Here is a 24384-nt window from a genome sequence, read left to right on the forward strand (position 1 = left end):
GCGGAGTCTTTGCAGAGGCTCCGGGCAACCGCCCTATGCCTTTTTGTGAGCCTCCGGGCAACAGCCCTATGCCTTCCGGTCGAGCGCGACCCCGTAGAGCTCCATGCGGTGATCGACGAGGCGGAAGCCGAGCCGCTCGGCGATCTGCTTCTGGAGCTGCTCGAGTTCGGGATCGACGAATTCGATCACCTGGCCGGTCTCGACATTGATCAGATGATCGTGATGCGCTTCGGGCGCGGGCTCGTAGCGCGCGCGGCCGTCGCCGAAATCGTGGCGGTCGAGGATGCCTGCCTCCTCGAACAGGCGCACGGTGCGATAGACGGTCGCGATCGAGATGCCCGGATCGATCGCCGAGGCGCGCTCATAGACCTTCTCGACATCCGGGTGATCCTCGGCGTCGGAAAGCACGCGCGCGATCACCTTACGCTGCTCGGTGATGCGCAGGCCCTTTTCGTGGCAGAGCGCTTCGAGATCGATTCTGCGGCCCATGGGTCCTTCCGCCGGGGAGGTTGCCTCACCGCTCTAACGGCAATGCGGGAGCGGGGGAAGAGTCGCGGGGCAAACAAAAGGCGGCTGGGGCGTCGCGCCCCGGCCGCCTTTGATCTTCGGTCCGGATCGGGCTCAGCGCTTGCGGCGCTTGGTGCCCAGACCGATCTTCTTGGCGAGCGTACGGCGCTGCTCGGCATAGTTCGGCGCGACCATCGGATAGTCGGCGGGCAGGCCCCACTTGGCGCGGTACTGGTCCGGGGTCATCTGATAGTGCGTCATCAGGTGACGCTTGAGCATCTTCAGCTTCTTGCCGTCCTCGAGGCAGACGATGAAATCGGGCTTGACCGACGAGCGGATCGACACCGCCGGTTCCTGCTTCGCTTCCGGCTCGGCTACGGCGGCACCAAGGCCGGCCAGCGCGCCGTGGACGTTTTGAATGAGAATGGGAAGATCGGAGACGGCAACGCTGTTGTTGCTCACATGGGCTGCCACAATATCGGCAGTCAGCGTCACCAATGTTTCTTGAATGTCAGCCTGCGTATCCATCTTTTTCCTTTCGACCCGGGCGGCGCGACTATCGCCGATCGCCTGCTCCGGCGCTATCGGGCCATTACGGACCAAATGCAAGCCGGTAAAGCAACATTCAGCGTTAACCTAGTAATCGCGACCAGTGAACTGACTTAGCCGACTTGCCGCGCAAAGGTCAGGCCATCAAAAACTTGCCCGCTTTTCCCACGATAATAGCCCTTGCGCTCGCCGACCTTTGCGAAACCTTCCCTTGCGTAAAGCTGAACAGCCTCGTTCCCGGCGCGTACCTCGAGGTGGAGCATGCGCGCGCCGCGGTGCCGCGCCTCCTCGATCACCGTTCGGAGAAGGGCGCCGCCGATCCCGCGCCCGCGCGCGGCGGGGCGTGTCGCGAGCAGCAGCAATTCGGCTTCATCGACGGCCTGCCGGGCGAGCGCGAAGGCGACGTCGCGGTCGTCCATCGCGGCGATGGTGAGCCAAACGCCCGGCAGCGAAAGCATCCCCATGCATTGCGAGCTGGTCCAGGCCTCGCCGTAACGCGGGTCGAACGCCTCCTGCATGATCGAATTGACCTGGGGAAGATCCTGCGGGCCCCCGGCGCGGAGTTCGGTCAGGTGCAGCATCCGGCTCACGCCCGGCCCAATTCCGCCAGTGTCTTGGCGTCCGGGGCTCGGCCATAGACGGGGCGCGGCGCAAGACTTCGGAGCGCTTCGGGAAGCAGCAGCGCGTCGGCGGCGTGGGGAAGGCTCCCACGCGGCGCGGTGCGGGGGTCGCCGAAGCCCAGCCAGCGCAGGCCGTCGCCCACGGCGTGATGTCCCCCGAGCCGCTCGCGGGCGGCGTCGGGAGCCAAGGATTCGAGCGCGCTCGCATTCATCATCGGAGGCGGACCGAACATCTGCATGAAGACCTCACCGTGCCCGCCTTCGAGCACGACGGCAAGCATCCCCGCCACCGTCTCGCGCGCGAAGGTCGCGGCGGCGATATTGGCGAGCGACGAATAGCCGGACACCGGCACGCCCCAGCCGATGCCAAGCCCGATCGCCGCGGCGAGCCCGACGCGGATACCGGTGAAGCTGCCGGGGCCGACATCGACGAGGATCTGGGTCGCGCGGCCCTGGTCCGGCAGATCGGCGATCATCGGCACCAGCCGCTCGGCATGGCCGCGCCCGACCACTTCATGGTGCTGGGCGATGAGTTGGCCGCCACGGATCAGCGCCACCGAACAGGCGGCGGTCGCGGTTTCGATGACGAGGGTGGTCAGCTCAGTCGATCCGGTTGAACTGCTCGAACTCGGGCCGGGGGTGCCTGCCGAAGATGGTCGAGGGGTCGCCATGGCCGAGCGTCGCGATGAAGTTGGACTTCACATTGGGCTGGTCGGCAAAGAAGGCCGCGTCAACCTTGGCGTTGTCGAAGCCCGACATCGGCCCGGTATCGAAGCCGAGCGCCCGCGCCGCGATGAGGAAATAGGCGCCCTGGAGCGTCGAGTTGCGGAAGGCGTGCGTGTGGCGGTCCTCGAGCTTGGGGAACCAGCTCTTCGCGCTCTGGTCGTGCGGGAAGAGCCAGGGCAGATGCTCGTGGAAATCGAGGTCCATCGCGATGATCACCGCGGCGGGCGCCTTGCGGATCTTCGCGCCGTTGGTCTTGCTGGCGAGATCGGCGAGCTTGTCCTTGCCTTCCTGGCTCAGCAGCCAGACGAAGCGCGCGGGCTGCTGGTTGGCCGAGGTCGGGCCCAGTTTGAGCAGCTCGTAGATCGCGCGGATATCGGCCTCGGTGACGGGCGTGTCGTCATAGCCGTTATAGGTGCGGGCGGTGCGGAAGATCGTGTCGAGCCCCGAATCGTCGAGCGGCTTGCCCATCAGACGGCGCGCACTTCGGTGACTTCGGGGACATAGTGCTTGAGCAATTGCTCGATCCCGTTCTTGAGCGTCGCGCTCGAGGAGGGGCAGCCCGAGCAGGCGCCCTGCATCTGGAGGAAGACCTTGCCCTGCTGGAAGCCGCGATAGACGATGTCGCCGCCGTCGTTCGCGACCGCGGGACGGACGCGGGTCTCGATCAGCTCCTTGATCTGCGCGACGATATCGGCGTCGGCGGGATCGTCGCCGAAATCCTCATCCTCGGCGGGGACCGAGAAGCCTGCCGAGGGCGCGCGGAACAACGGCATGTTCGCGCTGAAATGATCGAGCAGGATGCCGAGCACGTCGGGCTTGAGGTCGCGCCACTCGGCGCCGGGGCCCGCGGTCACCGAGATGAAGTCGCGCCCGAAGAACACGCCGGTCACGTCGCCGAGCGTGAACAGCGCCTCCGCGAGCGGTGAGGCCTCGGCCTCCTCTGGAGTCGCGAAGTCGCGGGTGCCGGCGTCCATCACGGTTCGGCCGGGGATGAATTTGAGCGTCGCCGGGTTGGGCGTCGGTTCGGTCTCGATCAGCATGGGGTGCATGTGGGCGCGTGCGGCGCGCGGATCAAGCGCGCATCACGAAACGCTGGGTTGCCCGGGGACGTGAGCCGCAGGGCCAGCTTCATAAGGTCCCGCACATCGCATTCATTGGTGACCTTTGCCCGAGGGGATTTGCGCATTCCGTTGGAATTGCGAGTGCCACAGGCACGGGGATCGACGGCTCAACGAGCGACGCCGAATCCAGCAGGCGAAATCCAACATTGCAAGCGAAACCCTAGCGCCGCGTCGCCAGCCGCTCGGCGAGCCAGCGCGCCGGCTGGCGCATCGGGCGGCGGAACTGGAGGTGGAGCACGGTGCGCGGCGCGCCCGCCTCGTTCCAGATCTCGTGCGCATAGCTGTCGTCGAACACGAGCGTCTCGCCCTCGGCCCAGCGCAGCACCCGGTTGGCCAGCGCCATGCGGACATCGCCGTCGCGCGGCACCGCGAGCCCGAGGTGGCAGGTGATCAGCCCCTTGGTCGCGCCGCGATGCGCGGGGATATGCGCGCCCGCCGCGAGCGTCGAGACCGTGGCGTTCACCAGCCCCGGGATCTGATGGACCAGCGAAGCGGTCACCGGGCAGCGCGACAGCGTCTCCTCGATCGGCTTGCCCCCGACGATCAGCTGGCGCGCGGCCTCGGTCTCGGCGCGAATCGCGCGCCAATTCTCGCGCAGCAGCGCCGTCCAGGGAAAGTCGCGCACGTCGAGCACCGGGCTGGTCGCGACGAGCGAGCAGGAGGCGATCAGCCGGTCGAGCGGTCCGCGAAGAAGCGTGCGCAGCGATGCCGGACGCGAAGCGCCCGCCTGCTGCCACATTTCATCCCAGTTTCCGGCTTCGACACGCACGCGTTTCCGACTCCTCGGCGGCTTCCGATTCCCATTTGGTTTTTCGCAGCCTCGCCAGTTTCCCGCTGGCATGGCGCGATGGCCCGAAGGCACAGGAGTTAAGCATTACATGCGCCCAAATGATGGCGCGCTGAACGAGATTGCGGCAGGATCGCAACGCTCGCGCAACGTCCCGGGGCTGGATCGGCAGCTCGCGGCCGGGCCAAGCGCGGGATTGCGGGAAGCCGCCGCGCACCTTACTAAAAGCAGCATGTTCCCGTACCTTTCGCGCCTGCCGCGCTTCGCCCTCCTCGCCCTTTCGGTTCTCGGCCTCGCGGTTCCCGCGCTGGCTCAGGTCGCGCCCCAGGCGGTTCCGGCCGCGGCGCCGACCTCGCGGCCGGTCCAGACCGCCGACGATCCCTGGCTCTACAAGGGCAGCGATATCGTCCAGGATACCGCCTGGCGGTTCGGGCGGCTGCCCAACGGCGTGCGCTATGCGGTGCGCAAGAACGGCGTGCCCCCCGGGCAGATCTCGGTGCGCGTGCGGATCGACGCGGGCTCGCTGATGGAGACCGACAGCGAGCGCGGCTTCGCGCATCTGCTCGAACATCTCTCGTTCCGCAGCTCGGAATTCGTGCCCGACGGCGATTCGAAGCGGATCTGGCAGCGGCTGGGCGTGACCTTCGGATCGGATAGCAACGCGCAGACCACCTTCACCCAGACGGTCTACAAGCTCGACCTGCCCAACGCGACGACCGCCGGCTTCGATGAGAGCATGAAAATCCTGGGCGGCATGATGTACGGCCCCGCGCTGTCGCAGGCCGATCTCAACGCCGAGCGGCCGGTGGTGCTCGCCGAGGCGCGCGAGATTCCGGGGCCGCAATCGCGGATGCAGGATGCGATGTTCGGGCTGATGTTCGCGGGCCAGCCGGTCGCGGTGCGCAAGCCGATCGGCACGACCGAGGCGCTCAACGCCGCCACCCCCGAGACCGTCAAGGCGTTCCACGACCGCTGGTACCGCCCCGAGCGCGCGGTGGTGATCGTGGTCGGCGACATGGACCCGGCCCAACTCGAGGCGATGGTCGTCAAGCATTTCTCGGGCTGGCAGGGCAAGGGCCCCGCGCCCAAATCGCCCGATTTCGGCAAGCCCGAGGAGGGGCATCCGGTGAGCGCCTCGCTCGTCGAGCCGACCATCCCGCCGATGGCGCTGATCACGGTGGTGCGCCCCTGGACCGTCTTCGCCGACACGGTGATCTTCAACCAGGAGCGGATGGTCGATCTGGTCGCACTGCGCATCATCAACCGCAGGCTGGAGACGCGCGCGCGCGCCGGCGCCAGTTTCCTGGCAGCAGGCGCCAATCTCGACGATATCGCGCGGTCCGCCAATGTGACGACGGTGCAGATCCTGCCCTCGGGCGACAATTGGGAGACCGCGCTCAAGGATGTGCGCGAGGTGATCGCCGATGCCCAGGCGAATCCCCCGACCCAGGCCGAGATCGACCGCGAACTCGCCGAGATCGAATCGGCGATGAAGAACCGCATCGCCACCGCCCCGGTCGAATCGGGCGTGTCGCTCGCTGACGATCTGGTCGAAGCGGTCGATATCAACGAGACGATGACCACGCCCGAGGGCAGCTATGCCATTTTCGCGGAAGCCAAGGCCAAGGGGATGTTCAACCCCGCCGCCGTCCAGGCCTCGTCGAAGCGCGTGTTCCAGGGGACCGCGACGCGGGCGCTGCTCAACACCCACAAGGCGGACGCCTCGACCGTCACCAAGCTCTCGGCCGCGATCAGCGCCGAGGTGACGGCCGCCACCAAGCGCCGGATGGTCGGCAATGTCAGCTTCGATCAGCTGCCGAAGCTGGGCGCCGCGAGCGCGATCGTCAGCCGCACGACCGTGCTCGATTCGCCCAAGGTCGAGAAGGTGGTGTTCGCCAATGGCGTCGTCCTGCTCGTCCACGAGAATGCGTCGGAGGTGAGCAAGGTCTATGTCAATGTCCGCTTCGGGCGCGGGCTGCAGGGCCTGCCCTCGACGCGCCAGACCCCGGCCTGGGCCGCCCCGGCCGCGCTCGTCGCGAGCGGGATCGGCACTTATGGCCAGGAGGAACTCGACGCGCTGACGGGCAGCCGCACCATGGGGCTCGATTTTGCGGTGGGCGACGATGCCTTCACCTTCTCGGGCCAGACCACCAAGGAGGATCTGGCCGACCAGCTCAAGCTGTTCGCCACCAAGCTGGCGGCGCCGAGCTGGGATCCCAATCCGGTCAACCGCGCGCGCGCGGCGATGCTGAGCGGCTATGCCGGAATGTCGGCCTCGCCCGATGCGGTGCTGGGACGCGATCTCGACGCGCTGCTCCATTCGGGCGATCCGCGCTGGGGCACGCCGCCCAAGGCGACGATCGCCGCGCTGAACCCGGCGAGCTTCCGCAAGCTGTGGGAGCCCTTGCTGGCGAGCGGCCCGATCGAGGTGGAGGTGTTCGGCGATCTCGATACCGAGGCGACGATCAAGGCGGTCGGCGCGACTTTCGGCGCGCTCAAGCCGCGGACGCTGGGCGCGATCGTGGGCGCCCCGGCCAGGTTCCCGGCGCATGTCGCGACCCCCGTCGTTCGCTATCACACCGGCCAGCCCGATCAGGCCGCGGCGGTGATCGCCTGGCCGACCGGCGGGGGCACCGCGAACAATGGCATCACCGAGAGCCGCCGGCTCGAGATCCTCGCCGCGATCTTCCGCGACCGGCTGATCGACAAATTGCGCAGCGAAGCGGGGCTCAGCTATTCGCCGATGGTGCTGAGCGACTGGCCGCTGGGCATGCCCGGCGGCGGCAAGATGATGGCGGTGGGCATGCTGCCTCCCGACAAGACCGGCTTCTTCTTCGAGCTCGCGCGCAGCATCGCCGCCGATCTGGTCGCGAACCCGGTCAGCCGCGACGAGCTCGACCGCGCGATCAATCCGCTGCGTTCGCTGATCATTCGCCAGTCGAGCGGCAACATGTTCTGGATGCGGTTGGTGGAAGGCGGCGCCTTCGACCCGGCCCGCATCGCCGCGGTGGAGACGCTGCCGCGCGACATCTCCTATGCGACGCCGGCGCAGATCCAGGCGCTGGCGGCGAAATATTTCGTGCCGGCCAAGGACTGGACGATGGTGGTGCTGCCGGAGAAGCGGGCGGGGCGGTGATCTAACTCCTTCTCCCTTTGGGAGAAGGAAGGGGCCCGCCGCGAAGCGGTGGGAAGGATGAGGGTGAGTGGTGGCTCACCTCGATCACCCTCACCCTTCCGCGAACTTCGTTCGCTCCCTCCCTCTCCCAATGGGAGAGGGAATTTCAATACAGCGCGTCCAGCCGCTCGCCATACACCTGCTTCAACACGTGCCGCCGGATCTTCAAGCTCGGCGTAAGCTGCTCATTGTCGATCGTGAACGGCCCGTCCGCCAGGATGAACTTGCGGATGCGCTCGATCACCGAAAGGTCCTTGTTCACCCGCTCGACCGCCTCGCCCAGCGCGCGCTTGTAATCGGGGTCGTGCGCCAGCTCCTTGAAGTCGCACTTGCTCCCGTTCCTGGCGCACCATTCCGCGGTCCATTCGGAATCGGGGACGAGCACCGCGGTCATATAGGGCTTCTTGTCGCCCGCGATCATTGCCTGGACGATCTCGGGCTGGAGCGTCAGCATCCCCTCGACCTTTTGCGGGGCGACATTGTCGCCCTTGTCGTTGACGATGATGTCCTTCTTGCGGTCGGTGATCTTGATCCGGCCCTTTTCGTCGATGAGGCCGATATCGCCGGTGTGGAGCCAGCCGTCCTTGAGGACGCGCGCGGTCTCCTCCTCGTTGCGCCAATAGCCGTGCATGACGAGTTCGCCGCGCACCAGGATCTCGCCATCGGGGGCGATCTTGAGTTCGACGCCCTCGAGCGGCGGGCCGACCGTGTCCATCTTGAGCCCGACCTTGGGCCGGTTGCACGAGATGACCGGCGCGGACTCGGTCTGGCCATAGCCCTGCAGGAAGGTCAGCCCCAGCGACTCGAAGAAGGTGCCGACCTCCGGCGTGAGCGGGGCCCCACCCGAGACCATCGCCTTGATCCGTCCGCCGAACTTCTTGGCGAGCTTGGGCCGCAGCGTGGCATTGAGGAGCAAGTCCATCGGCCGGTCGTGGAGCGGGATGCCGCGCGTCGCCTTTTTGAGCCCGATCGAGACCGCGCGGTCGAGCAGGTAATTGGCGAACCTGCCCTGTTTCTCGACCTGTTTGGTGATCCGCGTGCGCAGCACCTCGAACAGGCGCGGGACCACGACCATGATCGTCGGGCGCACCTCCTCGATGTTCGAGGCGAGCTTTTCGAGCCCTTCGGAATAATAGATCTGCGCGCCCAGCCCGATCGGGAAATGCTGCCCGCCGGTATGTTCATAGGCGTGGGAGAGCGGGAGGAAGCTCAGGAACACCTCGTCGCCCCAGCCGAAATCCTCGCTGATCAGCGCGCAGCAGCCCTCGACATTGTGCAGGATCGCGCCGTGATGCTGCATCACCCCGCGCGGGGATCCGCCGGTGCCGCTGGTGTAGATGATGCACGCCAGCTCCTCGCGGCGGAAGGCGGCCTTGGACGCCATGACGGTGGGATCGGCGGGATGATCCCCGATCAGCTTGCGCCACTGGTGGAAGGCGAAGCCGCCGACCTGGCCCGATCGGAACTCTTCGATGCCGATCACGATGTGGCTGCCGCTGGTCGCGCGCAGCACCGCGGGGAGCAGGGCCTTGGCGAGCTTCTCGCTCGACACGATCGTCGCGCACGCCCCCGAATTGTCGAGGATATGCTGGTGATCGCGCTCGGTATTGGTGGTGTAGGTCGGCACGGTGATGCAGCCCGCGGCCATGATCGCGAAATCGCTGATCAGGAATTCGGGCCGGTTCTCGCAGACCAGCATCACCCGGTCGCCGCGCTTCAATCCAAGCGCCTGGAGCGCGGCGGCAAGGCTCGCGATCTGGCGCGCGGTCTCGGCCCAGCTGGTGGGGGTCCATTTCCCCCCGGCCTTGTGCCACAAAAAGGGCGCCTCGCCCTTGGCCTTCGCCCGCGCGAAGAACATCTGGACGAGATTGTCGAACCGTTCGAGCCTGCGCATCACTTCCTCTCCCCCGGAGCCGGACTTTGCGCCCGTGCTCCCATTCTCCTCATTGTATGGCGACGGTCCCCACGCTGCGCGGATCGGCGGCGCCGCGCCAGCCGACGGGCGTCCATTCGAGTGCGGTGACCTTGGATGTGACGTCCGACGCGCGCGCCGGGCCGAGCCTGGCGACCCCGGCGACCAGGGTCAGCCCCATCGGATTGCCCTCGATCAGCAGCCCCTGGCGGTCGAAATAGAGGTTCGGCAGCGCGATCGAATCGGCGACGGGCAGGTGCCAGTCGAGCACGCCGACCAACGTCTTCAGCACATGCATGATGATCCGCTTGCCGCCCGCTGAGCCGAGCGCGAGGATCGGCTTGCCGTCGAGATAGACGATCGTCGGCGACATCGAGCTGAGCGGTCTTTTGCCCGGCTCGACGCGGTTGGCGACGGGCGCGCCGTCCTTTTCGGGGGCGAAGCTGAAATCGGTCAGCTCGTTGTTGAGCACATAGCCATTGGCGATCAGCTGGCTGCCGAACGGCCCTTCGACGGTCGAGGTCATCGAGTCGATATTGCCCGCGCCGTCGACCGCGACGAAATGCGTCGTGCCCGGCACCTCGTTCTGCGGCGCGACGGTGCGCCGGGGCGCGCCGGGCGGGTTGCCGGGCTGGTAGTCGGCCAGCGACCGGTCGGGCGAGATCAGCTTCGAGCGCGCGCGCAGATAGCGCCGGTCGATCAGCCCCTTCACCGGCACGCTCACGAAATCGCTGTCACCCAGATATTTGTCGCGGTCGGCATAGGCGAGCTGCATCGCCTCGCCGATCAGATGCCAGGCGACCGGCGAATCCTTGCCCATCTTCGCTATGTCGAACGACTGGAGCATGCCGAGGATCTGGAGCACCGTGACCGCGCCCGAAGAGGGCGGGCCCATGCCGCACACCTTGTAGCGGCGATAGGTGCCGCACACCGCGTCGCGTGGCTTGGCCCGGTACGAGCCGAGATCGGCGAGCGTCATCCCGCCCGGATTGAACGCGTTGGTGGTGGCCACGATCGCGGCGGCATTGTCGCCCGAATAAAAGGCGTCGGGGCCCTCATCGGCGATCATGCGGAGCAGCTTGCCGAGCGCGGGGTTGCGGATATGCGTGCCGATCGGCAGCGGCTGGCCGTTCGCGTCGAGATAGAGCGCGGCGATCGCCGGGAATCGCTCGCGCCAGATCGGCGCGAGATAGGCCATCGCCGCCGCCATCGGCTTGGTGACGTCATAGCCCTCTTCAGCCAGCCGGATCGCGGGGGCGAAGATGTCTTTCCAGGGCAGCTTGCCCCAGCGCTGATGCGCCATCGCCATCAGGCGGATATTGCCGGGCACGCCGACCGAGAGCCCGCCCTGCACCGCGGCCATGAAGTTCATCGGCTTGCCGTCCGCGCCCAGGAAGCGCCCGGGCACCGCCGCGAAGGGGGCGGTCTCGCGGCCGTCGATCGTCTCGATCCTGCCGGTGCGGCCGTCGTGATGGACGAGGAAGCCGCCCCCGCCCACGCCCGAGGATTGCGGCTCGACCACGGTGAGCGCGAGCATCATCGCCATCGATGCGTCGGTGGCGCTGCCGCCCTTGCGGAGGATTTCCTGCCCCGCGGCGGTCGCGCGCGGATCGGCGGAGGCGACGACGCCTTGCGCGGTGGCGAGGCTCGGCAGGAACAGGATGACCAGCGCGAACAGCAGCAGCTTCTTCATCGCTACAGCCGTAGCGGGGATTCGGGGCGGGGCAAAGACGCTACGTCGCCCTAGAGGAAGCGCCTCTCCAATCCTCCCCCTGGCGGGGGAGGATATTCAGGCTAGCGACCGCGCAATCTCGCGCACCAGCCCCGGCCCTTTGAAGACAAGCGCCGAATAGAGCTGCACCATCGCCGCGCCCGCATCGATCCGCCGCTTCGCCTCGTCGGCGCTGTCGATTCCGCCCACCGAGATCACCGGCAGCGCCTCCGCGCCGATCGCGAGCGCCTCGGCCAGCTTGGCGCGGGCGAGATCGCGGAGCGGCGCGCCGGAAAGCCCGCCCGCCTCGCCCGCATGCGCCGATTTGAGCGGCGGGCGCGAGATCGTCGTGTTGCTGACGATCAGCGCATCGACCCGGTTATCGATCGCGGCGCGGACGGCACCTTCGATCCCGGCGCGGTCGAGATCGGGGGCGATCTTGAGGAACAGGGGGGTCGTGCCCCGCGCGGCGTGCGCGGCGGCGAGCAGCTCGTCGAGCGCAGGGCGTGACTGGAGATCGCGCAGGCCGGGGGTGTTGGGCGAACTGACGTTGATCGTGATGTAATCGGCATGCGGCGCCGCCTTGGCGACGCCCAGCGCATAGTCCGCGACGCGGTCGTCCGAATCCTTGTTCACGCCGACATTGATGCCGAGCACGCCCGCGCGCGCGCCCAATCGCGCGATCCGCGCCAGCGCGGCGTCGATCCCGTCATTGTTGAAGCCCATGCGGTTGATCACCGCCTCGTCCTCGGTGAGGCGGAACAGGCGCGGCTTCGGGTTGCCCGGCTGCGGGCGCGGCGTCAGCGTGCCGACTTCGACCGATCCGAAGCCGAGCGCGAACAGCCCGGTAATGGCCTCGGCACTCTTGTCGAGCCCCGCCGCCAGCCCGACTCGATTCGGGAAGCGCACCCCCGCAATCGTCACTCCGGGCAAATCATCCGTTCCGGAGCCGAATGGCGCGCCGAGGCCGCCCCAGAACCTGAGCGCCATGATCGCAGCGCGGTGCGCGGCTTCGGCGTCGAGCGCGAAAAGCGCGGATTGCAGCGGGAATCCCATGGTGCCCGGGCCATGGCATCGCGCGCTCAGTGCGTCAAAGCCTGGCGCCGGAAACGGGTCAACCGGCTCTGAAATGGCGGATTCTTCCAATACCTGTCCGACAGGATGTGGCTACATCCTTGAGCGACCCGAGGGGTTCCGCTTTCGAGTGGACCCTTTCATCTCGGCCCGGTCAGCTTGCTGGCCGGGCCTTTTTTTCTTTTCGCCGCCTTTAACCATCGAAACTTCCGCACTATGCCCTGCGACAAGGGCAAGTATCGAGGGTCGCACGCCGATGGTAGTTGTTGCGTATTCGTACGAACCGGCGGGCGTTTGCACGCGGTGAGCTCCGAAATTCCAAATATTGAACTCGTCAAATCGGACGGCGCGCTGTTGCCGTTGGTCGAATCCTATTATCTATATCGTTTCGATAGCGAAACCATTGACGGCGTCGACCGGGTCGACATGGGCCAGATCCGCTTCATGCTGAAGGGAAAGGGCAGGCGGACTTTCCCCGACGGGCACGTCGAGCCTTCGCATCCGGTGATGATCAATCCGCCGGGGACGGGGGCGGCGGCCTATCATGTCGATGGACCCTTCCACTGTTTCGGCGTGTCGCTGCGCGCGATCGGCTGGAAGTCGCTGATCGGCCTGCCCGCAAACAAGGTCACCAATCGCCTGCTCGACGGCGCCGAGCTGTTCGGCACGCAGGCGCTCGACCTGCTTGAGCGGCTGCGCGCGATGGCGACGATCGAGGAGATGATCGCCGCGGTCGAGCCTTTCCTGCTCGCGCGGCGCCGGCGCGTGCCCGAGGCGCATCTCGCGCTCGCCCGCGCGGTGCGCGAATGGGCGGCAGCAGGAGCTTCTGGGGGGGCGGGGGGCGTCGAGGCGCTCTACGCGATGGTCGATATGAGCGAGCGCCAGGTGATGCGCGTGTGCAACGAATATTTCGGCGGGCCGCCGAAGATGCTCGAGCGCAAGTTCCGCGCGATCCGGGCGGCGATGCGCATCTATCAGGGCGGCGATCCGGCCGACGCCGCCGAGCCCTTTGCCGACCAGTCGCACATGATCAACGAGGTGCGGCGCTTCACCGGGCACACCCCGACCTCGCTGCGCGCCGGGATCGATCCGGTGCTGGCGCTGACGCTCGACAGCGAGACGTTCCATTTTCTGCCCGATGTGATCCCCGAATCGGTTGACCCCGGGGGCAAGTGAGCCCATTTGGGCAATCGGAACGTTTTCGTCCGATTGTTCCCGTAGCGCTGTTGCGCGGAGGGCCGACAAGGAAGCCAATGAGACTATCGAGCCTCGCCGATTATGCGGTCGTGATGATGTCCGCCGCCGCGCGTCATTGCGGCGTGAGCGGGCGGCTCAACGCGACCCTGATCGCCGACGAGACCGGGTTGCCGCTGCCGACGGTGCAGAAATTGGTGAGCAAGCTCTCCGCGGCGGGCCTGATCGAGAGCGCGCGCGGCACCGGCGGCGGCTTTCGCCTCGCCCGCCCGCCCGCGACGATCAGCCTCGCCGATATCGTCGAGGCGATCGAGGGCCCGATCGCGATGAGCGCGTGTGTCGAGAGCGGCAAGCATGATTGCTGCATCGAGGAGAATTGCCGGGTGAAGCCGCATATGGGCGCGGTCAACGGCGCGGTGCGCGGCGCGCTCGCGGGGGTCAGCCTCGCCAGCCTTTCCAATCCCTCTCCGTTCGCTTCGAGCGAAGTCGAGAAGCCAGCGCCCGGCCATCGTTTCTCGACTGCGCTCGAAACGAACGGTGTGGAAGTCGAAGGGCACGCGTAATGGCCACCAAGAATGCGGAGGCGCTCGCCGCCGCCAACAAGAAATATGAATGGGGCTTCTCCTCGGACATCGAGCAGGAGTTTGCGCCCAAGGGGCTGAGCGAGGACACGGTCCGCTTCATCTCGGCCAAGAAGAACGAGCCCGAATGGATGCTGGAGTGGCGGCTCAAGGCGTATCGCCTGTGGCTGACCATGACCCCGCCCGATTGGGCCAAGCTCGACGTCCCGCCGATCGATTACCAGGATGCGTACTACTACGCCGAGCCCAAGGCCAAACCCAGGCTCGGCAGCCTCGACGAGGTCGATCCCGAGATCCTGCGCGTCTATGAAAAGCTCGGCATCCCGATCGAGGAGCAGAAGGTGCTCGCGGGCGTCGAGGGCAGCCGCAAGGTCGCGGTCGATGCGGTGTTCGACAGCGTCTCGGTCGCCACCACCTTCCGCGCCGAGCTCGAATCCGCGGGCGTCATCTTCCGCTCGATCAGCGAGGCGATCCGCGAGTATCCGGATCTGGTTCGCAAATATCTTGGGAAGGTCGTGCCCCAGCACGACAATTATTTCGCAGCCCTCAACTGCGCGGTCTTCAGCGACGGGACGTTCGTGTATGTGCCCGAGGGCGTGCGCTGCCCGATGGAGCTCAGCACCTATTTCCGCATCAACGCCGAAAATACCGGCCAGTTCGAACGCACGCTGATCGTCGCCGACAAGGGGTCGTACGTCTCGTATCTCGAGGGCTGCACCGCGCCGATGCGCGACGAGAACCAGCTCCATGCCGCGGTGGTCGAGCTGGTTGCGCTGGATGATGCCGAGATCAAATATTCGACCGTCCAGAACTGGTACCCCGGCGACGAGAACGGCAAGGGCGGCATCTACAACTTCGTCACCAAGCGCGCGCTGTGTTCGGGGAAAAACTCGAAGGTGTCGTGGACCCAGGTCGAGACCGGTAGCGCGATCACCTGGAAATATCCCAGCTGCGTGCTCTCGGGCGAGAACAGCGTCGGCGAATTCTATTCGGTCGCGGTCACCAACAACCGCCAGCAGGCCGATACCGGCACCAAGATGATCCATCTGGGGAAGGGCAGCCGCTCGACGATCGTCTCGAAGGGCATCTCGGCGGGCCGCTCGAACAATACCTATCGCGGACTGGTGCGCGTCGGCCCCACCGCCGAGGGCGTGCGCAACTTCACCCAGTGCGACAGCCTGTTGCTCGGCGACCGGTGCGGCGCGCACACCGTGCCCTATATCGAGGTCCGCAACCCCTCCGCCCAGATCGAGCACGAGGCCACCACTTCGAAGATCAGCGAGGACCAGCTCTTCTACGCGATGCAGCGCGGGCTCGATCAGGAGGCCGCGGTGGCGCTGATCGTCAACGGCTTCGCCAAGGAAGTGCTCCAGCAGCTCCCGATGGAGTTCGCCGTGGAGGCGCAGAAATTGCTGGGGATTTCGCTGGAAGGGAGTGTGGGGTGATGCTCACGCCACGCGACAACGATCTGCGCTCAAACTCCCCTCCCCTTCAGGGGAGGGGTCGGGGGTGGGGGCTCTCCGCGAATGCCATTGCCGAGTTGCACGCCCGCGCTGCCGAAATGCGCAAGAACCCTACTGAGCCCGAGAAGCGCGTCTGGCGCATTCTGTCAGGCTCGCAGATGTCGGGACATAAGTTTCGTCGCCAGACCGTGATCCCGCCTTTCATTGCCGACTTCCTGTGCCCGCGTAGCGCGCTGATCGTCGAGGTGGATGGCGACACGCACGACGGTGCGAAAGATCGTTTGCGCGATGACCTGATGGCGCAGCGCGGCTATCGCACCGTGCGCGTCACGAACCACGATGTCATGACCAACATCGACGGGGTCGCTTATTTGATCGCTGAGGCTCTTGCTGGGACGCCAATGCCCGTGGAGAGCCCCCACCCCAACCCCTCCCCTGAAGGGGAGGGGCTTGAAGGGGTTGAGGTGCAGGAATTGCTAGGGATTTCGCTTGAGGGGAGTGTGGGGTGACGATCGCTTGGGGTGCCTTGCCGATGATCCTGCTGGCAGGCGCGGCGACTGCGGGACAGTTTTGGGCGACGCGGTTCGAACAGCGGACTGGAAAGGCTCTTCTCTTTTTCGTGCCGTATGAACCCTGGTCGCGCAGGCGGAATCCGACGCTGTTCAAATTGCGGCAGGGTTTCAACTACGCATTCGTTGCTGTTCTTGCCTTGGCCACCTTCTCCTTTATAGCTCTTTTTATAGGTTTGTCAGTTGCTTAACATCACCAATCTCCACGCCACCGTCGCGGACAAGCCGATCCTCAAGGGCCTGTCGCTCACCGTGAATGCGGGCGAGGTCCATGCGATCATGGGCCCCAATGGCGCGGGCAAATCGACGCTCGGCTATGTGCTGGGCGGGCGGTCGGGCTATGAAGTGACCGAAGGCTCGGTAACCTTCGATGGCGCCGACCTGCTCGAACTCGCCCCGCACGAGCGCGCCGCGGCGGGCCTGTTCCTCGGCTTCCAATATCCGGTAGAGATCCCGGGCATCTCGAACGTCCAGTTCCTCCGCGAAGCCCTCAACAGCCAGCGCCGCGCGCGGGGCGAAGCGCCGCTCTCGGGCGCGGAATTCCTCAAGATCGCCCGCGCCCAGGCCGATGCGCTCGGCATGGACATGGAGATGCTCAAGCGGCCGGTGAATGTCGGCTTCTCGGGCGGCGAGAAGAAGCGCAACGAGATGGTGCAGATGGGGATCATCGCGCCGAAGTTCGCGGTACTCGACGAGACCGATAGCGGGCTCGACATCGATGCGCTGCGCACCGTCGGCGACGGCATCAACCGGATCATGCGCGGCGCGGACAAGGCGGTGCTGCTGATCACCCATTACCAGCGGCTGCTCGACTATGTCCGCCCCGATTTCGTCCATGTGCTGAGCGACGGACGGATCACCCGCTCGGGCGGGCCCGAGCTGGCGCTCGCGCTCGAAGCCGAGGGCTATGGCGCGGTGGCGGCGTGATCCTGCTCGCGCTTCTCGTTGCCGTTCAGGACGTGCCGGCGCCTCCGCCGGAGGAGACCGATATCGTCGTGATCGGCAAGCGGCTCGACCAGGTCGAGGTGCGGGTCGGGCGCGATCCGCGCGGCAAGTTCACCTGCGCGCTCAACCAGTCGAGCGGCCGCCTGCGGCTCGATGCGGCGCTGTGCCAGACCGCGGCGCGCTGCGTGCGGGTGAAGGCGCGAGACGTCCATGCCTGCGTGAATGGGCACAAGCCCGAGCTGCTCGCCGATGTGCGCCAATCGCTGGAAGGACGGCGATGAGCGTGCTCGACCTGCCTTCGCCCAAGCAGGAGGAATGGCGCTGGGCCGATATGGCCGCGCTTCAATCCGCCGCCGACGCCGCGCCGCATGCCACCGGCGTCGATCCCAAATCGCTGTTCCTCGATATGCCCGGCCCGCGTCTGCTGTTCGTCGATGGCGCGTTCGAGCCCGCGCATAGCGTCCCTGGCCGGGTCAAGGTCGAGCGGATCGCGTCGTCGGGCGATCATCCGCTCGGGCGGCTCGCCGAGGGGGAGGGCTGGGCGCTGAAGCTGGCGAGCGAGCAGGCCGAGGAGACGGTGCAGATCGCCCATCTCGGCACCGGCGGCGAGAGCCATGTGCCCGCGCGGATCGCGATGGACGAGGATGCGGTCGCCTCGGTAGTCGAGACCTATGCGGGCGCGGGCTGGGCCAACCGGCTCACGCACATCAGTCTTGCGAAGGGCGCCCGGCTGATGCGCTCGGTGCGCCTGCTCCAGGCCGAGGGTTTCGTCTCGCTCCGCGACGAGGCCGAGATCGGCGAGGCCGCCAGCCTCGTCTCGATCTTCCTCGGCATGGGCGGGATGGGCAGCCGGATCGACGGCGCGCTGACGCTCACGGGCAAGGGCGCCTTCGCCGAAATGGGCGGGGCGCTGCTCACGCGCGGCGAGCAGAAGCAGGAATGCGCGGTCGCGGTGCGGCATCAGAATGTCGACGGCACCAGCCGCCAGCTCTGGCGCGCTGTCGCGGCGGGCCAGTCGACCGCCAGCCTCGCCGCCCGCGTCGAAGTCGCGCGCGACGCGCAGAAGACCGATGGCGAACAGTCGCTGCGCGGGCTGCTGCTCAAGCGCACCGCGACGGTGAATTTGAAGCCCGAACTCGAAATCTTCGCCGACGATGTGAAGTGCGCGCATGGCGCGACGGTGGGAGAGCTCGACAAGCGCGCGCTCTTCTATCTGGAGAGCCGCGGTATCCCCGAGGCGCGGGCGACCGCGCTGCTCACCCACGCATTCGTTGCAGACGCGCTCGGCCGGATCGGCGACGCGGCGGTGCGCGAGGCGTTCGCGGCGGACGCGGAAGCCTGGCTGGAGGCGGCGCTGTGAAGATCGATCTCGAAACCCGCCCGCTCGACCTGCTCGCCGATTTCCCGGCGATCCCCACGGGCTGGGCTTATCTCGATACCGCCGCCACCGCGCAGAAGCCGCGCTCCGTGCTCGACGCGATTTCGCGCGGCTATGGCGAGACCTATGCCACCGTCCATCGCGGCGTCTATCAGCGCTCGGCGGACATGACCTACGCGTTCGAGGCGGCGCGCGAGCGCGTGGCGAAGTTCATCGGCGGCAAGCCCGAGGAGACGATCTTCGTCCGCGGCGCGACCGAGGGGATCAACCTCGTCGCCCAGTGCTGGGCGCAGGAGCAGCTGAAGCCGGGCGACCGCATCCTGCTCTCCACGCTCGAGCATCATTCGAACATCGTGCCCTGGCAGATGGCCGCCGAGAAGACCGGCGCCGCGATCGACGTGGTGCCGTTGACCGAGGACCATCGCATCGATCTCCACGCGATGGAGGCGATGCTCACCCCCGCGCACAAGCTGGTCGCGCTCGCCCATGTCTCGAACGTGATGGGATCGGTGCTCGACGCGAAACGTGCGACCGAACTCGCCCATGCCGTCGGCGCGAAGATCCTGCTCGACGGCTGCCAGGCGGTGCCGCGCCTGGCCGTAAACGTCGCGGAGATCGGCTGCGATTTCTACGTCTTTTCGGGGCACAAGCTCTACGGCCCGACCGGGATCGGCGTGCTCTGGGGCCGCTACGACCTGCTCGACGCGATGCCACCCATGCAGGGCGGCGGATCGATGATCGACCGCGTGACCTTTGCCAAAACCACCTACGCCCCGCCGCCGGGACGCTTCGAGGCGGGGACGCCGCATATCGTCGGCGTGCTCGGGCTGCATGCCGCGTGCGATTATGTCGACGGCATCGGGCTCGAGCGCATCCATGCTCACGAGACCGCGCTCGTCCGCCAGGCGCGCGAGGCGCTGTCGCACCTCAACAGCGTCCGCCTGTTCGGGCCCGAGGACAGCGCCGGGATCGTCAGCTTCGCGGTCGAGGGGGTGCATCCGCACGATGTCGCCACCATCTTGGATGAGGGCAATGTGGCGATCCGCGCGGGGCATCACTGCGCGCAGCCGCTGATGGACGCGCTGGGCGTGCCCGCGACGGCACGGGCAAGTTTTGGCGTCTATAACGGTCCCGCTGATATCGAGGCGCTGCTGAAGGGCGTCGAACGCGTAACACGTATTTTTGGGTAGGGATTTTCGGGTGAACGAGGAACCGAAGTTTCAGGTCGAGGAAGTGGAGTCGGTCGAGGCTCCCGCAAAGGCGCGCGTCGAAGATGCGCGCGGGACGTTCGAGCGCAAGCGCGACTATCTCGAAGGCTTCCTCTCGCAAAAGCCCGAAGCCGATCCGGTGGCGGGCGAAGGCGGCGCGCTGCAGGCGGCGATCGTCGAGGCGCTCAAGGAAATCTACGATCCCGAAATCCCGGTGAACATCTATGATCTCGGGCTGATCTATGGCGTCGAGGTAACCGATGACGGCCATGCCGCGGTGACGATGACGCTCACCACCCCGCATTGCCCGGTCGCGGAGTCGATGCCCGCCGAGGTCGAGCTGCGCGTCGGTTCGGTGCCCGGCGTCGGCCATGCCGAGGTCAACCTGGTCTGGGACCCGGCCTGGGATCCGAGCAAGATGACCGACGAGGCCAAGCTCGAACTGGGGATGCTGTGATGGCCGAAAGCACGCTCCGCCAGCGTCCCGCCGCGCTTACCCTCACCCCCGCCGCCGAGGCGCGGATCGCCGAGCTCATGGCCAAGGCGCCCGAGGGCACGATCGGGGTCAGGCTCTCCACCCCGCGCCGCGGCTGTTCGGGGCTCGCTTACTCGGTCGATTACGTCACCGAAGCCAAGCCCTTCGACGAGCGGATCGAGACCCCCGGGGGCAGTTTCTTCGTCGATGGCGCGTCGGTGCTCTACCTCATCGGATCGAAGATGGACTGGGTCGAGGACGATTTCGTCGCCGGCTTCACCTTCGAAAACCCCAACGCCAAGGGCGCCTGCGGTTGTGGCGAGAGCTTTACGGTATGAACAAAACCCGTTCGTGCTGAGCTTGTCGAAGCACCGTTCTTTTCTTCTCCCGTGGGGAAGGTAGAAGAACAGCCCTTCGACAAGCTCAGGGCGAACGGTGGTGGTTGGCCCTTATCGCAGGAACCGCGAATATGCCCTTCCCGACGCCTTATGCCGCCGACTCCAATCGCTATGACGGCCGCATGCCCTATCGCCGCTGCGGCCGCTCCGGGCTCGATCTGCCCGCGGTCTCGCTCGGGCTCTGGCAGAATTTCGGCGGCGCGGATGTGTTCGAGACGGGCCGGGCGATGCTGCGCCGCGCGTTCGACCGGGGCGTCACCCATTTCGATCTCGCGAACAATTACGGGCCCCCCTATGGCTCGGCCGAGGAGAATTTCGGGCGCGTGATGGCGGCCGACTTCGCGGCGCACCGCGACGAGCTGGTGATTTCGACCAAGGCCGGCTGGGACATGTGGCCGGGGCCCTATGGCGATGTCGGGGGCAGCAAGAAGTACCTCATCGCCTCGTGCGACCAGAGCCTCAAGCGGATGGGGCTCGACTATGTCGACATCTTCTATTCGCACCGCGTCGATCCCAAGACCCCGCTCGAGGAGACGATGGGCGCGCTCGCGCAGATCCATGGCTCAGGCAAGGCGCTCTATGTCGGCATCTCCAGCTACTCGCCCGATCTGACGCGCAAGGCCGCGGCGATCCTGGCGGAGCACAAGGTGCCGCTGCTGATCCACCAGCCCAGCTATTCGATGCTCAATCGCTGGGTCGAGGATCAATTGCTCGATACGCTGGGTGATCTCGGCACGGGCTGCATCGCTTTCTCGCCGCTCGCGCAGGGGATGCTGACGTCGAAATATCTGAACGGCGTCCCCGGCGATGCGCGCGCCGCCAAGGGCGGGTCGCTGCGCGAAGGCTTTCTGAGCGGCGACAATCTCGCCCGCATCCGCGCGCTCGACGCGATCGCGAAGCGGCGCGGGCAGACGCTCGCGCAGATGGCGATCGCCTGGGTGCTGCGCGATCCGCGCGTGACCTCGGCGCTGATCGGCGCGCGCACCGTGGCGCAGCTCGACGACTCGCTCGATGCCGTGAACAATCTCGCCTTCACCCCCGCCGAGCTCGCCGAAATCGATGCCCATGCAACCGAAGGCGCGGTCGATCTTTGGAAGGTTTCGTCCACCCTGGAAGCAGCCCCCGCCTGATGAGTGTCGCGTTTCGCCGTGAGAGTGACGAGGAGCACAAGGAGCCGCGCTTCGAGCTGCCGCTGCCCGCGGGCCCGAACCTCGTCACGGTGCGCGGGCTGGCGCTGATCGGCACGAAGGTAGTGGAGTTGGAGGCCGCGGTGGCGGCGGAGACCGAGGCCGAGCCGAAGGAATTGCTCAAGCGCGAACTCCGTTACTGGCACACCCGCCAGACCACTGCGCAGATCGCGCCGCCGCCGGAAGAGGGTGTGGTCGGAATCGGCTCGCGCGTCCGGATCCGGCTCGCGGGCAAGGAGCGGGTCATCGACGTGGTCGGCCATGACGAGGCCGATCCCGCCGCCGACCGCATCGCCTTCTCCGCCCCGCTCGCCCATGCGCTGCTCGGCGCCGAGGCGGGGGAGCGGGTGGATTTTGGCGGCCGCGCGGAGGCGATCGAGATCCTCGAAACCGGACTGATCCCCTGAATTGAATTCGCGGCCCCTTTGGCGGACAAGGGGGTGCCGGGGGTCGACACGTGCAGCACGATCGGGACGCTCATGATTTCGTGTGCCGCACCTTCGCCTGCACGGCGGAGGTGGCGGCGCAGGTGCTTGCGCGGGCGCGCATGGCGCGCTTCGCCGCGCAGGCGGTGATCGTGCGCCAGGGCGACAAGCTCTCGCTGGCCTATCTGCTCACCGTGGGCCGCGCCCGCGCGATGCTGTGCACCGCCGAGGGGCAGATCGTGCTGCTCCACGAATTCATCCCCGGCGATTTCTTCGGCACGCTGGGCGAAGGCGAGGAGGGGCGGCAGGATGCCGATGTGCTCGCGGTCGGCGAAGTCGAGGCGCTCCAGTTCGAAGGCGCGCAGCTCGCGTTGCTCGCGCAGCAGCATGGCTGTATCGGCCTCGCGCTCTCGCGGCTGCTGATCCAGCGGCTGCGCGCCACGACCGCGCGGATGTACGAGCGCTCGGCGCTGTCGGCGGTGGGGCGCGTCTATACCGAGCTGCTGCGCCTGGCGCGCGAGCATGACGGGATGGCGATCAAGCCCGCGCCGGTCCTCTCCGATCTCGCGCTACGCATGTCGACGACGCGCGAGACGGCATCAAGGGCGGTAAGCGCGCTCGAACGGCGCGGGATCGTCCGCCGCGATCCCGACGCGCTGGTCATCGTCGCGCCGCGCCGGCTGGAAGAGATGATCCTCTAAGCATTTCTAGTCAGGCGGTTACGCCTGACGACTCGGAAAATGCGACAGTCAAAGACTCGCGCTGAGCGCGTAGAGGCCCACGGGCATCGCCGCGCGTGCGCCGTCGAGTTCGCCGACAAATTCGGTGTGGAACCGCTCGGGCGCCACCGCCGCCAGCGTGGCAGCGAAATCGTCCGAGACGCAGACCGATCCGGGCAGCGCCGATCCCGCCGCGGCGAAGGCGATGTCCAGCGCCCGCCCGACCAGCTTCGGATCGCGGCCGAAGGGATCGGCGACCGTCTCGGCGATCCCGTAAAAGCCGCCGACCGCCGCGCCGCGCACCTCGGTCAGCGCCACGGCGCAGGCCGCCGCGTCGCGCAGGCTATCGAAGGCCAGCACCACGGCCTCGCCGGTGAAGCTCGGCGGCACCGCGGTCGCGGGTCCGCGCGCGAGCACATCGGCGATTGCGGGAAGCGCGCTGCCCTCGACCCGAACCGCCAGCGCGGCGAGGCAGGCCCGGCGCGGGGGCGGGGCGGGGAGGGGCGGATCGACGGGCTCGCGCGCCGCGCGCAATATCTGTTGCCGCCCGCCGCCGCCCGCCCAGACCCGCAAGGGGTGGCTGCGGTCCTCATCCTCGCCCTCGGCGAGCACGAGCAGCTGGAGCGCGTCGCTCGCCAGCCGCTTCGCGTTGGTCCGCGTTTCGCCCATCGCGATCTCGTCGGCCAGGCCGATGGCGATGCGGTCGGGCAGCATGCCCAACGGCTCGACCGCGCGCACGCTCTCCGCCGCGGCGACCATCGCATCGAAGCGTGCGCGCCATTCGCCCCCGAACGGATCGACCGACAGCGCGGCGAACGCATCGAGCCCGCCCGGGATCACCAGATGCAGCTCGGCCCCCGCCGCGACCAAGGCTTCGGCGACGAGAATGTCCGCTCCGGCGGCGAGCGCGCCATAGCCGAAGCCCACCCGCTCTTGCGCGATCAGCGCCGCGATCCGCTCGGTCAGCGGGGTCGGCCCGGGATCGGCGCGGAACGACATATGCCCGCCAAAATGAAGCGAGCGCCGCGGGCGCCGCGCATCGAGCCAGGCCGCCGCCGCCCCTTGCGCGCCCAGGATCAGCGCGAACTGGCGCAGCGTCGAGGCATGATCCTCCCATGCCCGCGGCGCGAGCGCGATCGCCTCGTCGAGCGCGGCCTGCGCCTCGGCGGACCGGCCGAGCAGCAGCAATGCCTCTGCCCGGGTGGCGGCGAGATAATAGGGTGTCTCCGGCTCGCCGGGATTGGCATCGATCCGCGCGAGCACCTGCCCCGCCAGTTCCGCTGCGCGTACGGGGTCCCCGCCGAGCAGCGAGAGCGTCGCGGCGTTGATCAGCGGATAGCTCGCCCCGCCATCCCCGGCCGCAGCGGCATAGGCCTGTGCCGCCTCGCCATAGAGCGCGGCACGCGCCTCCCCCGAGACGCGCAGCGCACGGTCCTTGAGCAGCCGGCCCTTTATCGCGAGCGCGGCCGGATCGGTCGATGCCCCATAGCCCTCGGCTTCGAACAACGCCCAGGCCCGATCAAGCGCGCCTGACCGGGCGAGGGTGGTAACGAGTGTCAGCATGTATACGCCTGCTGCCTTTCCAATCGCTGCCACCCTAGCGTCGCCGCGGGTGCGGTGGGCGTGACGGGGGTCACGCGGGAGTTGGGGTTTCCCTGGA

26 protein-coding genes are annotated in these 24384 nt (G+C 67.3%); 15 read left to right on the forward strand and 11 right to left on the reverse strand.

Translation table 11 applies throughout. The features are described 5' to 3' along the window. Positions 1 to 66: 66 nt before the first annotated feature. The 7 genes from OF829_RS12135 to OF829_RS12165 form a co-directional block, all read right to left on the reverse strand. Complete coding sequence (locus OF829_RS12135; RefSeq protein WP_264940322.1) at positions 67 to 489, reverse strand: Fur family transcriptional regulator; 423 nt, start codon at positions 487 to 489, stop codon at positions 67 to 69. 132 nt (positions 490 to 621) lie between these two features. Then, a complete protein-coding gene (locus OF829_RS12140) occupies positions 622 to 1035 on the reverse strand; it encodes a MucR family transcriptional regulator (RefSeq protein WP_264940528.1) in 414 nt (137 codons plus the stop codon). 134 nt (positions 1036 to 1169) lie between these two features. Continuing rightward, positions 1170 to 1637 carry a GNAT family N-acetyltransferase gene (locus OF829_RS12145; protein WP_264940323.1) on the reverse strand — a complete coding sequence of 156 codons (468 nt, stop codon included), beginning with the start codon at positions 1635 to 1637 and terminating at the stop codon, positions 1170 to 1172. Positions 1638 to 1642: 5 nt separating this feature from the next. Then, positions 1643 to 2275 carry a tRNA (adenosine(37)-N6)-threonylcarbamoyltransferase complex dimerization subunit type 1 TsaB gene (tsaB, locus tag OF829_RS12150; protein ID WP_264940529.1) on the reverse strand — a complete coding sequence of 211 codons (633 nt, stop codon included), beginning with the start codon at positions 2273 to 2275 and terminating at the stop codon, positions 1643 to 1645. Between the two features lies 1 nt (position 2276). Continuing rightward, positions 2277 to 2870 carry a malonic semialdehyde reductase gene (locus OF829_RS12155; protein WP_264940324.1) on the reverse strand — a complete coding sequence of 198 codons (594 nt, stop codon included), beginning with the start codon at positions 2868 to 2870 and terminating at the stop codon, positions 2277 to 2279. After that, entirely contained in the window at positions 2870 to 3442 is a 573-nt protein-coding gene (locus OF829_RS12160; RefSeq protein WP_264940325.1) for a NifU family protein, read from the reverse strand. Before OF829_RS12160 ends, OF829_RS12155 begins: the two co-directional genes overlap by 1 nt. 241 nt (positions 3443 to 3683) lie before the next feature. Next, positions 3684 to 4292, reverse strand: coding sequence for an aspartyl/asparaginyl beta-hydroxylase domain-containing protein (locus OF829_RS12165; protein ID WP_264940326.1), 609 nt, complete (start codon positions 4290 to 4292; stop codon positions 3684 to 3686). Between the two features lie 250 nt (positions 4293 to 4542). Between OF829_RS12165 and OF829_RS12170 the strand changes: the two genes are divergently transcribed. Then, the gene (locus OF829_RS12170) at positions 4543 to 7446 is read left to right on the forward strand and encodes a M16 family metallopeptidase (protein ID WP_264940327.1); all 2904 of its coding nucleotides are present in this window, start codon (positions 4543 to 4545) and stop codon (positions 7444 to 7446) included. A gap of 145 nt (positions 7447 to 7591) precedes the next feature. Here OF829_RS12170 and OF829_RS12175 read toward each other — a convergent pair whose 3' ends face one another. From OF829_RS12175 to OF829_RS12185, 3 genes are all read right to left on the reverse strand, one after another. Next, a complete protein-coding gene (locus OF829_RS12175) occupies positions 7592 to 9379 on the reverse strand; it encodes an AMP-dependent synthetase/ligase (RefSeq protein WP_264940328.1) in 1788 nt (595 codons plus the stop codon). Between the two features lie 49 nt (positions 9380 to 9428). Continuing rightward, the gene (gene ggt / locus OF829_RS12180) at positions 9429 to 11090 is read right to left on the reverse strand and encodes a gamma-glutamyltransferase (protein WP_264940329.1); all 1662 of its coding nucleotides are present in this window, start codon (positions 11088 to 11090) and stop codon (positions 9429 to 9431) included. A gap of 96 nt (positions 11091 to 11186) precedes the next feature. Further along, positions 11187 to 12164 carry a quinone-dependent dihydroorotate dehydrogenase gene (locus OF829_RS12185; RefSeq protein ID WP_264940330.1) on the reverse strand — a complete coding sequence of 326 codons (978 nt, stop codon included), beginning with the start codon at positions 12162 to 12164 and terminating at the stop codon, positions 11187 to 11189. A 321-nt stretch (positions 12165 to 12485) separates the two neighbouring features. Here OF829_RS12185 and OF829_RS12190 point away from each other — a divergent pair, with 321 nt between their 5' ends. The 14 genes from OF829_RS12190 (at position 12486) to OF829_RS12255 (ending at position 22706) form a co-directional block, all read left to right on the forward strand. Continuing rightward, entirely contained in the window at positions 12486 to 13358 is an 873-nt protein-coding gene (locus OF829_RS12190; protein WP_264940331.1) for a helix-turn-helix domain-containing protein, read from the forward strand. Positions 13359 to 13435: 77 nt separating this feature from the next. Next, positions 13436 to 13939 (forward strand): RrF2 family transcriptional regulator, encoded by a 504-nt coding sequence (locus tag OF829_RS12195; protein WP_264940332.1) that lies wholly within the window; start codon positions 13436 to 13438, stop codon positions 13937 to 13939. Further along, positions 13939 to 15402: a Fe-S cluster assembly protein SufB gene (sufB, locus tag OF829_RS12200; protein ID WP_264940333.1), complete on the forward strand. Its 1464-nt coding sequence runs from the start codon at positions 13939 to 13941 to the stop codon at positions 15400 to 15402. The genes OF829_RS12195 and sufB overlap by 1 nt, the downstream gene beginning before the upstream one ends. Before the next feature lie 116 nt (positions 15403 to 15518). Continuing rightward, positions 15519 to 15929: an endonuclease domain-containing protein gene (locus OF829_RS12205; RefSeq protein WP_406701427.1), complete on the forward strand. Its 411-nt coding sequence runs from the start codon at positions 15519 to 15521 to the stop codon at positions 15927 to 15929. Continuing rightward, entirely contained in the window at positions 15926 to 16180 is a 255-nt protein-coding gene (locus OF829_RS12210; protein ID WP_264940334.1) for a hypothetical protein, read from the forward strand. Before OF829_RS12205 ends, OF829_RS12210 begins: the two co-directional genes overlap by 4 nt. Further along, positions 16173 to 16916, forward strand: a complete 744-nt coding sequence (gene sufC, locus OF829_RS12215; protein WP_264940335.1) for a Fe-S cluster assembly ATPase SufC — start codon at positions 16173 to 16175, stop codon at positions 16914 to 16916. The genes OF829_RS12210 and sufC overlap by 8 nt, the downstream gene beginning before the upstream one ends. Then, entirely contained in the window at positions 16913 to 17215 is a 303-nt protein-coding gene (locus OF829_RS12220) for a hypothetical protein (RefSeq protein WP_264940336.1), read from the forward strand. Before sufC ends, OF829_RS12220 begins: the two co-directional genes overlap by 4 nt. After that, the gene (locus OF829_RS12225) at positions 17212 to 18294 is read left to right on the forward strand and encodes a SufD family Fe-S cluster assembly protein (protein ID WP_264940337.1); all 1083 of its coding nucleotides are present in this window, start codon (positions 17212 to 17214) and stop codon (positions 18292 to 18294) included. The genes OF829_RS12220 and OF829_RS12225 overlap by 4 nt, the downstream gene beginning before the upstream one ends. Beyond that, entirely contained in the window at positions 18291 to 19502 is a 1212-nt protein-coding gene (locus OF829_RS12230) for a cysteine desulfurase (protein WP_264940338.1), read from the forward strand. Before OF829_RS12225 ends, OF829_RS12230 begins: the two co-directional genes overlap by 4 nt. A gap of 10 nt (positions 19503 to 19512) precedes the next feature. After that, the gene (locus OF829_RS12235; protein WP_264940339.1) at positions 19513 to 19977 is read left to right on the forward strand and encodes an SUF system Fe-S cluster assembly protein; all 465 of its coding nucleotides are present in this window, start codon (positions 19513 to 19515) and stop codon (positions 19975 to 19977) included. Then, complete coding sequence (locus OF829_RS12240; protein ID WP_264940340.1) at positions 19977 to 20333, forward strand: HesB/IscA family protein; 357 nt, start codon at positions 19977 to 19979, stop codon at positions 20331 to 20333. The genes OF829_RS12235 and OF829_RS12240 overlap by 1 nt, the downstream gene beginning before the upstream one ends. 131 nt (positions 20334 to 20464) lie before the next feature. After that, positions 20465 to 21523 carry an L-glyceraldehyde 3-phosphate reductase gene (mgrA, locus tag OF829_RS12245; protein ID WP_264940341.1) on the forward strand — a complete coding sequence of 353 codons (1059 nt, stop codon included), beginning with the start codon at positions 20465 to 20467 and terminating at the stop codon, positions 21521 to 21523. Beyond that, complete coding sequence (locus OF829_RS12250; RefSeq protein ID WP_264940342.1) at positions 21523 to 21987, forward strand: GreA/GreB family elongation factor; 465 nt, start codon at positions 21523 to 21525, stop codon at positions 21985 to 21987. Before mgrA ends, OF829_RS12250 begins: the two co-directional genes overlap by 1 nt. A gap of 50 nt (positions 21988 to 22037) precedes the next feature. Next, positions 22038 to 22706, forward strand: coding sequence for a Crp/Fnr family transcriptional regulator (locus OF829_RS12255; protein WP_264940343.1), 669 nt, complete (start codon positions 22038 to 22040; stop codon positions 22704 to 22706). Between the two features lie 48 nt (positions 22707 to 22754). On the opposite strand, the gene OF829_RS12260 is transcribed toward OF829_RS12255, so the two are convergent. Further along, positions 22755 to 24287 (reverse strand): tetratricopeptide repeat-containing protein, encoded by a 1533-nt coding sequence (locus OF829_RS12260; RefSeq protein ID WP_264940344.1) that lies wholly within the window; start codon positions 24285 to 24287, stop codon positions 22755 to 22757. Positions 24288 to 24384 lie beyond the last annotated feature (97 nt).

The sequence above is a fragment of the Sphingomonas caeni genome (genome assembly GCF_026013415.1).
GTDB classification, from domain to species: Bacteria; Pseudomonadota; Alphaproteobacteria; order Sphingomonadales; family Sphingomonadaceae; genus Sphingomonas; species Sphingomonas caeni.